Origin of the sequence: Bacillus aerolatus (assembly GCF_009183655.1) — a bacterium.
GTDB classification, from domain to species: Bacteria; Bacillota; Bacilli; order Bacillales; family Domibacillaceae; genus Pseudobacillus; species Pseudobacillus aerolatus.
This window is the reverse complement of sequence record NZ_WEIO01000019.1, coordinates 1-13,329: the sequence shown is the minus strand read 5'-3', so window position 1 is coordinate 13,329 and position 13,329 is coordinate 1. Positions and strand designations below refer to the sequence as shown.

The following is a 13,329-nucleotide window of genomic DNA, read 5'->3' as shown; positions in this document are numbered from 1 at the left end:
GTTTTTTATTTTGGAAAAAAACTTTTCAGAAGAGGCAAGTAATAAGAATGGAGCTGCCTTGTCACACAATTTATTTCGCAACCGTGTTTTTCAGGCAATTGTCATTTTTGGGTTGTTTTTACAAATAGGAATATGGGTACGGAACTTTGCTCCAATTTTTATTTTTTCCTTGTAACCGAACAATTAGGCTTGCCAAAGGAAAATCTTCAATGGCTGTTTATGGTAAATGGCATTGGAATGATCATAGGCGGAGCAGGGGTAATGGTTTTTGCCAAAACAGTGGCTCCACAAAAGCTGCTTGCCTTTGGAATGCTTGTGAATGCTATTGGCCTGGCTGTCATGGGATTATCAACAAACCTTTGGATTACACTAACAGCTGAGTTTTTTAATGGGTTAATGCTGCCTTGTATTCAAATCGGCATTAACACGATGATTTTGCAAAGAACAGAAGGAGCATTCATTGGCAGGGTAAATGGTATTTTAAGTCCATTGTTTACTGGTTCGATGGTGTTAACGATGAGTGCTGCAGGGATCTTAAAAGAACAGTTTTCATTGGTCGCTATATTTGAATCAGCGGCAATCTTGTTTATTATTGGTATGTTATTCATTTTGCCATTATACAATATGAAAATGGAAACGAAGCCAGGGGTTCTTGATTCGGCGGAATAGCGGTTAGTATGTAGTCCCGTCTTCGCTAAGTTAAATAAGGATGACGATTTGATTCTTGTGGTGAACTAGGGGAAGAAGGATGCTAATCATCCGTTCCTAAAGGGAGATACTATTTTAAAAAACGTAGGAAACGTTCATCACGTGGTCCTGCGTTTATTTCTGTGAAATAATAATCTCCCGTTTTCTAGTATTTTCTTGTTTTAGAAGGGAAATCCTCTGGATTGGCAATAAATGATGATTGAAAAGCTCGTTTTGCAGACGAGCTTTTTTTCATTTTAAATCTTCAAAATATTTTACAATAATATATTGAAATTAAGACATAATAGAAGTAAGATAGTTCTAGCGATATATTGCATACTTCTCATAGGATCTTTATTGAGCGAAAATAGACTTCACATCTTAGGAAGGAACGGTTTTATATGAAGACGAAATTATCATTTTCGGCTTATTCTGCAATAGGCGTCATGTTATTTGCTCTCTTTTTTGGAGCGGGAAATCTCATTTTTCCGGCGCAGCTTGGTCAAAATGCCGGTACAAACGTTTGGTCTGCAGTGATTGGCTTTTTAATTACAGGGGTTGGGTTGCCATTCATTGGAATTTTGGCGATGGGTTTTTCAGGAAGCTCTAATCTCCAGGAACTAGCAGGCCGGATCCATCCAGTCTATGCAGTCGTTTTTACTTCACTTCTTTACTTGACGATTGGGCCATTTTTTGCCACTCCACGTACAGGTACAGTTGCATATGATATTGGTATCGCACCGTTTGTAGGTGAAGGGTCTGCACAACTCGGGTTGTTGATTTTCACACTAGTGTTCTTTGGTGTTACGATGTGGCTTTCATTAAACCCATCGAAAATTGTTGACCGGGTCGGGAAAATCCTGTCACCTGCACTGATTATTCTTCTCTTCGTATTATTAATTACGGTAATTGTCAAACCGATGGGATCGATCGAAGCACCACAAGAAGTATATACAAGCGGCGCATTCGTAAAAGGCTTTTTAGAAGGGTATAACACAATGGACGCGCTCGCTTCACTCGTGTTCGGAATTATCGTTATCAATGCAATCCGTGCGATGGGTGTAACGTCCAAACGTGAAGTTTTATCTGCAACAGTAAGGGCAGGCACCGTTGCGATTGCATTACTTGCCATTATCTATGTCGGAATCGCTTATTTAGGTGCGACAAGCACAGAAAGATTCGGCATTTTTGAAACAGGCGGGCTTGTCCTTAACAGTGCAGCATCTTATTATTTCGGAAGCTTCGGAACGATTATGCTATCAGTTATTATCACACTCGCATGCTTAACGACAAGTATCGGATTGATTACGGCTTGTGGTGAATACTTCCACACTTTATTGCCGAAAGTAAGTTATAAAAAGTTTGTTGTTTTCTTTTCAGTATTTTCATTCGTCATCGCAAACTTCGGATTATCGAACATTATTATGTACTCAATCCCAGTCTTAATGTTCCTTTACCCGCTTGCCATTACCTTAATGCTCTTAACGTTTTTGTCACCGCTATTCAATCATTCACGTGTTGTCTATGTGGCAGCGACAGTAGTGGCATTGATGATTAGTACGATTGACGGACTTAAAACGTTTTGTGATTCATTTGGTATCGCCTATTTCAACTGGATGGAATTGATTGTGTCATTTTATGAACAAATACTGCCGCTATACAGCCAAGGGCTCGGCTGGTTGTTGCCGGTTCTAGTTGTGATCCTGATTACGGGAACGATTGTCCGTGTTCAAAGATTAACTGCCGCTGAAGCACAATAAAATTTGACGACAAGCTAAAGCCGGTTTCCTCCTATTTAGAGGAAACCGGCTTTTACATTTTATCGGTAAAAGCCTTGTTACTTACCATTTATGCTTTTTTGCTTCTTCTCTTTGTATTTCCTTATTCACAACTATTCTCGTGGAGGTTAATAAATTAATTGATTTATTTCAAGCAGGGGGAAAACCGAAAAAAGAACCAAAAGTGTCGGTCTTTTTATCACTTGTTTCCGCTGTTTTGCTTATTGTAAGCTATTATTTAGCGGCGGCTGAGACGATGCGGATGCTGATGTTTCGGATGTTGCCAGTAATAGATATGACGATTGTCGGGACTTATTCCTTCTAAAGGCAGTTCATATGCCATGACGGTTAGTGGCACGTTACACTATAATCAAATGAGTATGTTCAAAATGATGTTGTTCGTTGCGTTACTAATTGGGGCTGGCTTCCTCATCGCACAACTCATTTATTTCTTCTTCATCCGTTACCATTATTTACGGAACTTGAAAAAAGCATTGATCTAAATTAGCTTAACTTAGGAGGCACCAATGCAAAATTGGATTACGGATATTATTGAACAATTTGGTTATGCAGGTATATTTATTATGATTGCGCTTGAAAATGTCTTCCCGCCCATTCCATCTGAGGTTATCCTTACATTTGGGGGAATGATGACTACTTTTTCAAATCTAACCGTTACAGGTGTTATCTTGTCTGCTACAGCTGGATCACTAGTAGGTGCGGCTATCTTATACAAGATTGGTAACCTGCTGGACATAGAAAGACTTGAGAAAATTGTTGATCGGTGGGGATATATTCTCCGATTGAAAAGGGAGGATATTTATAAGGCGAATCGCTGGTTTGATAGATATGGTTATTGGACAGTTCTCGTTTGTAGGATCATTCCGTTAATTAGGAGTCTGATTTCTGTCCCAGCAGGCATGTCAAGAATGAAGTTTTGGGTTTTTCTTCTGTTTACTACAATTGGAACTTTAATATGGAACATTGTTTTAGTCTCGGTTGGTGCAGCATTTGGAGAATCGTGGGAAGATATCGTCCACTTTATGGATATTTATTCAAATATTATTTATGTATTGATCGGGTTTGGACTAGTCGCTTCACTGAGTATATTTATCATTAAAAAAAGGAATTTAAATTAAGGAGTTAAAACGATGGAATTTATTACGCTTTTAAAAGCGATTATATTGGGAATGGTCGAAGGATTAACAGAGTTTGCGCCTGTTTCATCAACAGGGCATATGATAATTGTGGATGACATGTGGCTGCAATCTGAACAGTTTTTAACGAAATATGTAGCAAATACGTTTAAAATTGTCATTCAGCTCGGTTCTATTTTAGCTGTTGTTGTCGTTTTTAAAGATCGTTTTATTGATCTGCTTGGACTTGGCAGATTGAACAAAAAAGCGATCAACCAATCAAAACGGCTAAAGTTGTCCCAGGTGATTGTTGGATTGATTCCTGCCGGGATATTGGGCGTGCTGTTTGAGGATTATATTGATGAACATTTATTTTCCATTACAACCGTGTTAGTCGGCTTAGTCGTTGGGGCGATATTGATGATTGTTGCTGATCTATTCGGTTCTAAAAATCCAAAGGTCGAAACAGTAGACCAAATCACTTATAAACAAGCGCTGACAGTCGGGTTTATTCAATGTCTTTCTCTCTGGCCGGGATTCTCCAGATCTGGATCGACTATATCTGGCGGTGTTTTAATAGGGATGAGCCACCGTGCAGCTGCCGACTTTACTTTTATAATGGCCGTTCCAATCATGGCTGGAGCCAGTGGTCTATCATTACTAAAAAACTGGCAATACTTTACGCTCGATGCCATGCCGTTTTTCATCGTCGGCTTTATTAGTGCTTTTGTGTTTGCGTTAATATCCATCCGATTTTTCTTGAAACTTATTAACAAAATCAAACTCGTTCCATTTGCCATTTACCGAATTGTATTAGTGATTGTCATTTATATCGTTTACTTTTAGGTACCTGTCACCACCCGGGTTTTGTTAAACTATGTCGAAGGGTCGGGCACTTAATTTATTAATAAAAATGAATCTTACCTATCCATGTTACTAGATAACATGGATATTTTTTTGTTACCTGACCCAGTTCATGCAGCTTGACTATGCAAAAGAAAAGGCATAAAATCAAAACTTATCAAAAAAGAACTGTTCATTTTTGAACAGTTTTAAATCAGAAGAATGGTGATGTTTAAATGGGGAGTGAAAATCAAAAATTAATGCGTTCAACACAACTGTTGCGTTCATTTTGGAACGTGCAGAAGAATTTGATGCGATTCGTTCAAAAAACCGCAGTAGAAAATGATTTATCCGTTCCGCAATATTCCATTTTGATGACCATTGCTCCTCATAAAGAAATGTTGCAAAAGAGTCTTGGAGAGAAAACATTTCTTCCGAAAAGCACACTCAGCCAAGCAGTTGACGGACTCGTTCAGGCGGGTTGGCTCAATCGCCAGCAAGTGGAAGGTAACCGGCGGGAGATGCAGTTGTCGCTCAGTGAAAAGGGAGAAGCTTTTATTAAAACAATTCATTTGCAAGAAGGCAGCATTCACCAAGTGTTCCGATCAGCAGTTGAATCGTTGACTGAAAAGCAGTGTGACGAGCTGCTTGAAACGCATCAGCGAATTGCCGCTTATTTAGAAGCGCAAGGAGCAGGACAAGGAGAGGGGACAAAGTGATTAAATTACTGAAAAACTTATCCGTTTATAAGTGGATTGTTTTAGCGGTTTTCGTGCTTGTGTTTGTTCAGTCGATGTCGGACCTCTTTTTGCCTACATTAATGGCGGACATTATCGATAAAGGAGTCGTCGTAGGAGATGCTCCTTACATTTGGAAAATTGGTGGATTGATGTTATTAGTTTCAGCACTAGGCGCTGCTGCCTCCGTTATAGCAAGCTATTATTCATCTAAAGCAGCGATGGGACTAGGGCGCGATGTGCGCCGGAAAGTCTTTAACCACGTTGAAAAGTTTTCCCTGCAAGAATTTGACGAAGTGGGAACTGCGTCACTCATTACACGGACGACTAATGACATCACACAAGTCCAGCAAGTGGTTATTATGATGCTTCGCATGGTGATTAGTGCACCTATTATGTTAGTCGGCGGAATCATTATGGCTGTTTCAAAGGATGCTAAATTATCACTTGTTATTGTCATTGCTATGCCCGTGTTGATTGGGGCGATCCTGCTTATTGTTCGTAAAGGGGTGCCTCTTTTTCAAACGGTGCAAAAACGATTGGACCGGCTGAACCTTGTCTTACGGGAAAATCTAACGGGGATTCGTGTTATTCGTGCTTTTAATCGTGAAACCGAAGAGAAAGTACGTCTTCAGCAAGCGAATAAAGAGTTAACAGATGTCTCGATTAAAGTAAATAAAATCATGGCGTTCATGATGCCTGTGATGATGCTCGTCATGAATTTGACGGTTGTCGGTGTTATCTGGTTCGGCGGGATTCGCATCGATAACGGCGGCATGCAGATTGGGGACTTGATGGCGTTTATCCAATATGTGATGCAAATAATGTTTGCGCTTGTCATGGCTTCTATGATGTTTGTGATGGTGCCGCGCGCTGCCGTGTCGGCAAAACGGATTAATGAGGTCCTTGATATGGAACCGGTATTTCAAGATGAAGGGACAGCAAAGGCGGATCGTGAACGCGGTACGCTTGAATTTGACCATGTGACGTTCAGTTACCCGGGAGCAGAAGAACCGGCATTATCAGATATTAGTTTTACGGCGCGTCCCGGTGAAGTCACCGCCATCATCGGTGGAACAGGTTCAGGAAAATCAACGCTCGTCCATTTGATTCCCCGATTTTATGACATTTCGAGTGGAGCCATTCGCGTCAATGGTGTGGACATACGTGCGGCATCACAAGAGGAAGTCCGTTCGAAAATTGGCTTCGTGCCACAAAAAGCCACGCTCTTTACAGGTACGATTGCTGACAACATTCGTTTTGGAAAACAAAACGCAACGCAAGATGAAGTCGAACAGGCGGCTCGTGTTGCGCAAGCGGAAGACTTTATTAGTAAAATGAAAGACGGTTATAATGCAGAAATCGAACAAGGCGGCTCGAATTTATCGGGAGGACAAAAACAGCGGCTGTCGATTGCGCGGGCCCTCATTCGAAAGCCAGATCTTTATATATTCGATGATAGCTTTTCTGCCCTTGATTTCAAGACAGATGCTAAACTTCGCGCCGCGCTGAAAGAGGAAACAAAAGATGCAACGGTGTTACTCGTTGCCCAGCGTGTAAGTACAGTCATCGACGCTGACCGAATCATCGTGTTAGACAAAGGACACATTGCAGGCATGGGCACACACGAAGAGTTGCTTAAGACAAATGACGTCTACCGTGAAATCGTCGAGTCCCAGCTCTCAGAGGAGGAAATCGCATGAGTAATCAAAAAAGACCTCAAGGCGGTGGGCCGATGGGGCATGGTCCAGGCGGCGGCAACATGATGATGATGGGACAAAAAGCAAAAGATTTTAAGGGGACGCTGAGACGTCTTTTAGCCTATTTACAACCGCGCCGCAACCAATTGATTGCCGTTTTCTTCGCTGCCATCTTGAGCACGGTTTTTATGATTGTCGGCCCGAAAATCATGGGGACGGCGATTACAGAGTTATTTGAAGGCGCATATGGGAAGTTCCAAGGAATACCGGGAGCCGCCATTAACTTTGATAAAATCAGCCAGATCCTTCTCATGCTGGCCGGACTGTATGTCTTCAGCAGTCTGTTCAACTATATCCAACAGTACATTATGTCCAGTGTGGCCCAAAAAACGGTGTACGACCTTCGGGAAGACGTCAATAAAAAGCTTGAGAAGCTTCCGCTTAAATACTTCGATGGACGTTCGAACGGAGAAACACTCAGCCGCGTGACAAATGACATTGATACGATCGGCAGCACGCTTCAACAAAGTTTGACTCAGTTTATCACTTCCATTGTTACGATTTTTGGGATTATCATTATGATGCTTTCAATCAGTCCGATACTGACGTTAATCTCAATTGTCAGCTTACCGATTTCAATTTTTGTCATCCGTCCCATTTTAAAAAGGTCTCAAAAACACTTTGCTGATCAACAGCGCACACTTGGCCAATTAAATGGACACATTGAAGAGATGTATACCGGCCATCAAGTCGTTAAAGCATTCGGACATGAGAAAAAGGCTGGTGATCAGTTTGATATGGTCAATGAAGAATTGTATGAAGCGGGACGCAAAGCTCAGTTCATATCGGGTATTATCATGCCAATGATGTTCTTCATCGGGAATTTAAGCTATGTCTTGATCAGTGTGGTCGGTGGGGTTTTAGTGACACAACGCGCCATTTCAATAGGTGATATTCAAGCATTTATCACCTACTCCAAGCAGTTCACACAGCCAGTCACACAAACAGCCAACATCGCAAACATTATTCAGTCAACGGTCGCAGCGGCTGAGCGTGTCTTTGAACTGCTCGATGAAGAAGAAGAAACGAAGGAAATAACGACAGCTAGTTTAACGAGAGCGCAAGGTGCTGTTACTTTCGAACATGTAGACTTCGGATATGGCGAAGACTTGTTAATTAAAGATATGAACATCGAAGTCTCGCCTGGACAGACGGTCGCGATCGTTGGACCGACCGGTGCTGGAAAAACGACGATGATTAATCTCTTGATGCGTTTTTACGAACTGAATGGCGGAAAGATTAAGATTGATGGCCTTGATGTACGGAATATGTCCCGGAGTGATCTTCGCAAGAACTTTGGGATGGTGCTTCAAGACACTTGGCTCTTTAATGGAACGATTAAAGACAATCTAGCTTATGGAAAAAGCGGCGCAACAGATGAAGAAATTTTCGCAGCAGCCCGCACGGCTCATGCTGATCATTTCATTCGAACGCTGCCAGACGGTTATGAAACAGTTTTAAACGAAGAAGCATCGAACATCTCACAAGGACAAAAGCAGCTTCTGACAATCGCGCGGGCTGTCCTCGCAGATCCGCCAATCATGATCCTGGATGAAGCGACGTCAAGCGTAGATACGCGGACCGAAGTCTTTATCCAGCAGGCAATGAACCGGTTGATGGAAGGACGGACTAGCTTCGTCATTGCTCATCGTCTTTCAACCATTAAGGATGCTGATTTGATTCTTGTGATGGACCAAGGAAAAGTGATTGAGCAAGGCACGCATTCAGAACTCTTAAAGGAAAATGGTTTTTACGCAGATCTTTATAATAGTCAGTTCTCTGAAAAAGCAGCAGGATAAATACAAAGAGGCTCGTTTCCAAACTGGAATCGAGCCTCTTCCTATTAAAATTAAAGTCACACAGTATACAAAGTGTATTTGAAAAGAAATTTTTTGCATCGCCGTGACAAAGTTGTAAGATTGAACAATGCTTGGATATTATATATTGACGGTTAATACGTATAATAACATTGTGAATAAGTAAAAAAGAAGCATCTCTCGAAGATCCGGGAGGTGTTTTTGTGGAAGAGGATAGAATAATAAAATCAGACTTAAGCCTTAGTCGGTTATTAGGCTGCAGTTAGGTTAACGGATACACATCTTTTTGTATGCTTAATGATAATTAATAAAGCCCTATAATGAAAGGGTGAAGGATGGTAGGAAAATGACTGATTACAATCTGAAGGTATATGATGAGCTGCAAGCTTGGCAGAAAAAAATAATCAAGCGGTCAAGCCTAATCAATCAACTATCGAAGAAAGCACAAACGAAAGTAAACGAGCTAATTCCGGAGAAAGTCCATAAAATTATGACAGAGAGTATTAAAGGCATGGTAAAGGCGACGCTTGTCGGTTCAAATATAACGACTAACAAACAGCAAGCAGCTGGAATGAGTCTGTATGAACGGGATGAGCTTCTTAAGGAAAAGTTATCATCTTATCGAAAAACGGCAGTTATTGAAGGAGCAGGAACAGGTGCAGGTGGTATTTTGCTTGGTCTTGCTGATTTTCCGTTGCTTTTATCCATTAAAATGAAATTTTTATTTGAAGCGGCTGCTGTTTACGGGTTTAATACGAATGAATATGAGGAGCGTTTATTCATTCTTCATGTATTTCAGCTTGCTTTTTCAAGTGATGAAAAACGAAAGGAAGCGTTGCATATTATTGAAAATTGGGAAGAACAATCGAAGATACTTGCCGATATGGACTGGCGGGAGTTCCAGCAGGAATATCGGAACTATATTGATTTAGTCAAAATGTTTCAATTAATTCCAGGCATTGGAGCAGTTGTAGGGGCATATGCAAACTATAATCTCCTCGATCATCTCGGAGAAACAGCGATGAATACGTATCGATTACGATTATTAAAAGCACCTCGGCTTGACTAATAGCTTGTTTCCTAGATTTGACTTATGAAGAAATACTTGTTTAAATAAAGATAACAAAAAACGGAAGGGTGGAAAAAGTACATGATTTTATAATCCTGTTGCGAGAAAAAAACATTCGTTAATATTTACGAACTGATTTTCTGAACGGGATAAGTCTGTGCTTTTTTACTAATGCCAAGCCCTAAAAATGGATGAGTGCAGTATAGCCTTTTCCTGTTCAGAAAACCTTCTTTTTTAACGATGCCTTTTCTGAATAGGATTAGTAATGTGCTTATATAGACAATAAGAAACTTTGGTGATGGTTTTTACATTTCTTTTGCTCTATACCCATTGCCTCCTATTCATAAAAATGAATAGGAGGTTTTTTGTTTTTATGAAAAATTAATAATGAAGTTTTGTTCCACTTATTAAGGATGAATCTATTACTTGGAGGAATATATGAAACCTAAAGTAAATACGAAAGTGATATTAATTACCTTCATGATTGGTGCATTTTTTGCCATATTAAACGAAACGCTGCTTAATATTGCCTTAACAAAATTAATGGTTGTATTTCACGTCGATGCGCCAACTGTCCAGTGGTTAGCAACTGGATTTATGCTTGTTATGGGCGTTTTAATGCCTATATCTGCCTTACTGATTCAATGGTTCACCACAAGACAAATGTTTATTGGTGTCATGACTGTTTTTTTAATCGGGACTATTATTGCTGCTTGTGCAGTAAATTTTCCTATGCTGTTAACTGGCCGCATGATACAAGCTGTCGGTACCGGGCTGTTAATACCCGTTATAATGAATGCGTTGCTCTTACTTTATCCTCCGGAAGTTCGCGGGAAAATTATGGGGACTTTTGGATTAGTGATTATGTTTGCTCCAGCACTGGGGCCTACTTTGTCAGGAGTCATCGTTGACTTGTTAGGTTGGCGCTGGTTATTCATATCTGTTATTCCGTTTACACTATTTTCAATTTTATTTGCGTTAAAGTATTTACAAAATGTTGGTGAGATCACACGTCCTAAAGTAGATGTTCTATCTATTGTCCTTTCTTCAATTGGAATAGGGGGAATTGTGTATGGATTTAGCAGTGCTGGGGAAAATCCAAAAGGGTTTTTATCAGCAACGATTATTTCTATTATCTTAACCAGCCTCATCAGCCTGCTTTTATTTACACTGCGTCAATTAAAGTTAAACGAACCTTTGTTAGATGTTCGTGTATTTAAATATAAAAGTTATGCACGGGGAGTCAGCCTTTTTGTCATTGTTATTATGGCAATGTTTGCTTCTGAAATTGTGATGCCAATGTATTTACAAGGACCTCTCGGTTATACTGCAAAGGTGGCTGGATTATTGCTGTTGCCGGGCGCGTTATTAAATGGCCTAATGTCACCAGTGATGGGGACTTTATTTGATAAGTATGGTCCTAGGAAATTAATCATCCCTGGTACGATCGTGTTAGTTGGAGTAATGATCTTCTTTAGTAATATCAATCCTTCGATGCCGATATGGTCTTTCATTATTGTCTATATTGTATTGATGCTATCCATCTCAGCGATCATGATGCCAGCTCAAACGAACGCGTTAAATGAATTGCCAAAGCATTTATATCCGCATGGCACAGCCATTTCGAACACATTGCAGCCTATTGCGGGGGCACTCGGAGTTTCGATCTTTGTAAGTATCATGACTCAAGGCAGTAAAAGTCATATTGAAGAACAATCAGTTCCTGTAACAGAGCAATTAATGAACGAAGCGATGACTGTCGGTGTTCACCATGCTTATTGGTTTGCATTAAGTTTGTGTATAGTTGCTTTCTTTATCGCTTTATTTATCAAAAAAGCCGTTGCTCCGGATTTTGATACAGAATAAAGAGGAAGCCGTTCACGCTTGAAGAAGTCATTCGAGAAAATACCTAGCTATTAGAAGCCCGATCTCCCAGTGTTATTATGAGAAATTGGGCTTTCGTTATTTCATAACCGTGCGCGCCCGATTGCGGAATATTGAAAAATGCGAAAGAGCTGTAAAAATGGCTCCCCAGTTATTTTACTAAAGCCACTCGTTGAACGGTGTTCCATCCTAACTATACTGATTTACTATGAAAACTCACCATAAATCATATAAACAATAGGGCGGGGGTTATTTTCGAACACTCTATTGCTCAATAATTTTTATAACATCAGTCAAGCTCTTCTCCACCATAGATTTAAGTCGTAAATGGTGATTTTCAAAAGCTAAAGCTTCAGTCACGGGGTTTGGCACGATTACACACTTTAATCCAGCAGCTAGAGCCGCTTGCAGACCATTTAACGAATCTTCAAATGCTACGGCTTCTGTGGGATGAATGTTTAAGACTTCGATTGCCTTTAAATACAAATCAGGCGCTGGTTTTACTTTATCAACAGTATCCCCTGTAATAATCACTTCAAAATAGTTTAACAGGCCGAGCTCACCCAAATAATGAGTGACCCACTCTTTTGTGGAACTTGAAGCAAGGGCAATTTTATATCCAACTTTTTTTGCTTCTTCTAAATAATCCTTTACACCTTCACGTGCCTCGGATGTTTTCATCTTTACTTTATGTATGCTTTTTGCTCTGGCTTCAATTTCTTCAATGCTACAACTTTCCCCCAGTTGTTCTTTGAAAAATTTATGAAGTTCAGTATCATCTGTTCCGATACATTTAACAAAATGTTCAAGGGGCAAATCGGATTTATAAAAACCCATCGTTTCTTTGTAAGCCTCATACCAGGCCGTCTCTGTGTCTAAAATTAAACCATCAAAGTCGAAAATAACAGCTTTAATCAAAAAAATTCCCTCCTTTTTACTTATTAGAAGGTAACACTTTTCCCTTGGAATAGACATGGATAGTAACTTCTATTCTTCAACAAACGTACAATAATGAATGAACTGTTTCAATCCCCTTGTTCAAATAAACTACCCCATTAATTGAATAACCTAGAGCTTTTTGAGTTGTGATTCTAGGCCGCTAAAAAAGCCATCCGGGAATCGGTTCTCTCGTTTCTGAAATATCAGGATACCTGCCAGGGGAAGGTACTTCAGCGTACTGGTTCTTTAGCTGTGTTGAAAATATGATATGCCGCTTTGTTAAACAAGAAAATCTTCTAAAATGATATTAGATTTTAAGAAATGAATTTCTTGTAAACCTTATTGACTTTATACTTTAGAGTGTGTTACATTAGTTATCTGCCGTTGATAACAGCGGTTTTGGAAAAACTTTTTTGAAAAACGGTTGACTTTCGTTAAGGTGAAATGATATGATATATAAGTCGCTGTTAACGACAGTCGACAAAAATTGATCTTTGAAAACTGAACAAAATACATGCCAGTAAGTTAATTCTAATTTTTAAAACATGAGCTATGCAAACATCTTTTTGGAGAGTTTGATCCTGGCTCAGGACGAACGCTGGCGGCGTGCCTAATACATGCAAGTCGAGCGGACTTGACTGGAGCTTGCTCCAGTTCAAGTTAGCGGCGGACGGGTGAG

Annotated in this window: 10 protein-coding genes, 1 rRNA gene and 1 pseudogene; 11 read left to right on the top strand and 1 reads right to left on the bottom strand. The window is 40.1% G+C overall.

Annotation, left to right across the window (positions count from 1 at the left end; genetic code table 11):
• Positions 1 to 165: 165 nt before the first annotated feature.
• The 10 genes and pseudogenes from F9802_RS18870 to F9802_RS18825 all read left to right on the top strand — a co-directional run.
• Positions 166 to 669: pseudogene (locus F9802_RS18870) on the top strand (MFS transporter); the annotation flags it as partial.
• Between the two features lie 419 nt (positions 670 to 1,088).
• Positions 1,089 to 2,447 (top strand): branched-chain amino acid transport system II carrier protein, encoded by a 1,359-nt coding sequence (gene brnQ / locus F9802_RS18865; protein WP_152154657.1) that lies wholly within the window; start codon positions 1,089 to 1,091, stop codon positions 2,445 to 2,447.
• A 139-nt stretch (positions 2,448 to 2,586) separates the two neighbouring features.
• Positions 2,587 to 2,790, top strand: coding sequence for a hypothetical protein (locus F9802_RS18860; protein ID WP_152154656.1), 204 nt, complete (start codon positions 2,587 to 2,589; stop codon positions 2,788 to 2,790).
• 202 nt (positions 2,791 to 2,992) lie between these two features.
• Positions 2,993 to 3,604 carry a DedA family protein gene (locus F9802_RS18855; RefSeq protein WP_152154655.1) on the top strand — a complete coding sequence of 204 codons (612 nt, stop codon included), beginning with the start codon at positions 2,993 to 2,995 and terminating at the stop codon, positions 3,602 to 3,604.
• A 12-nt stretch (positions 3,605 to 3,616) separates the two neighbouring features.
• Positions 3,617 to 4,447, top strand: coding sequence for an undecaprenyl-diphosphate phosphatase (locus tag F9802_RS18850; protein ID WP_152154654.1), 831 nt, complete (start codon positions 3,617 to 3,619; stop codon positions 4,445 to 4,447).
• A 233-nt stretch (positions 4,448 to 4,680) separates the two neighbouring features.
• The gene (locus F9802_RS18845) at positions 4,681 to 5,163 is read left to right on the top strand and encodes a MarR family winged helix-turn-helix transcriptional regulator (protein ID WP_152154653.1); all 483 of its coding nucleotides are present in this window, start codon (positions 4,681 to 4,683) and stop codon (positions 5,161 to 5,163) included.
• Positions 5,160 to 6,884 carry an ABC transporter ATP-binding protein gene (locus tag F9802_RS18840; RefSeq protein WP_152154652.1) on the top strand — a complete coding sequence of 575 codons (1,725 nt, stop codon included), beginning with the start codon at positions 5,160 to 5,162 and terminating at the stop codon, positions 6,882 to 6,884. The genes F9802_RS18845 and F9802_RS18840 overlap by 4 nt, the downstream gene beginning before the upstream one ends.
• Positions 6,881 to 8,740, top strand: a complete 1,860-nt coding sequence (locus tag F9802_RS18835) for an ABC transporter ATP-binding protein (RefSeq protein ID WP_152154651.1) — start codon at positions 6,881 to 6,883, stop codon at positions 8,738 to 8,740. Before F9802_RS18840 ends, F9802_RS18835 begins: the two co-directional genes overlap by 4 nt.
• Before the next feature lie 364 nt (positions 8,741 to 9,104).
• A complete protein-coding gene (locus F9802_RS18830) occupies positions 9,105 to 9,827 on the top strand; it encodes an EcsC family protein (protein ID WP_152154650.1) in 723 nt (240 codons plus the stop codon).
• Positions 9,828 to 10,265: 438 nt separating this feature from the next.
• Positions 10,266 to 11,693 carry an MDR family MFS transporter gene (locus F9802_RS18825; RefSeq protein ID WP_152154649.1) on the top strand — a complete coding sequence of 476 codons (1,428 nt, stop codon included), beginning with the start codon at positions 10,266 to 10,268 and terminating at the stop codon, positions 11,691 to 11,693.
• Between the two features lie 282 nt (positions 11,694 to 11,975).
• On the opposite strand, the gene F9802_RS18820 is transcribed toward F9802_RS18825, so the two are convergent.
• Positions 11,976 to 12,686, bottom strand: coding sequence for an HAD family hydrolase (locus F9802_RS18820; RefSeq protein ID WP_191992048.1), 711 nt, complete (start codon positions 12,684 to 12,686; stop codon positions 11,976 to 11,978).
• A 527-nt stretch (positions 12,687 to 13,213) separates the two neighbouring features.
• Here F9802_RS18820 and F9802_RS18815 point away from each other — a divergent pair.
• A 16S ribosomal RNA gene (locus F9802_RS18815) occupies positions 13,214 to 13,329 on the top strand; the annotation flags it as partial.

Excerpts from the sequence above, each read along its gene's own strand:
- F9802_RS18855 (WP_152154655.1), top strand. The coding sequence starts at position 2,993 with ATGCAAAATTGGATTACGGATATTATTGAACAATTTGGTTATGCAGGT.
- F9802_RS18850 (WP_152154654.1), top strand. The coding sequence starts at position 3,617 with ATGGAATTTATTACGCTTTTAAAAGCGATTATATTGGGAATGGTCGAA.
- F9802_RS18845 (WP_152154653.1), top strand. The coding sequence starts at position 4,681 with ATGGGGAGTGAAAATCAAAAATTAATGCGTTCAACACAACTGTTGCGT.
- F9802_RS18820 (WP_191992048.1), bottom strand. The coding sequence starts at position 12,686 with ATGTCTATTCCAAGGGAAAAGTGTTACCTTCTAATAAGTAAAAAGGAG.
- F9802_RS18835 (WP_152154651.1), top strand. The coding sequence starts at position 6,881 with ATGAGTAATCAAAAAAGACCTCAAGGCGGTGGGCCGATGGGGCATGGT.
- brnQ (WP_152154657.1), top strand. The coding sequence starts at position 1,089 with ATGAAGACGAAATTATCATTTTCGGCTTATTCTGCAATAGGCGTCATG.
- F9802_RS18830 (WP_152154650.1), top strand. The coding sequence starts at position 9,105 with ATGACTGATTACAATCTGAAGGTATATGATGAGCTGCAAGCTTGGCAG.
- F9802_RS18825 (WP_152154649.1), top strand. The coding sequence starts at position 10,266 with ATGAAACCTAAAGTAAATACGAAAGTGATATTAATTACCTTCATGATT.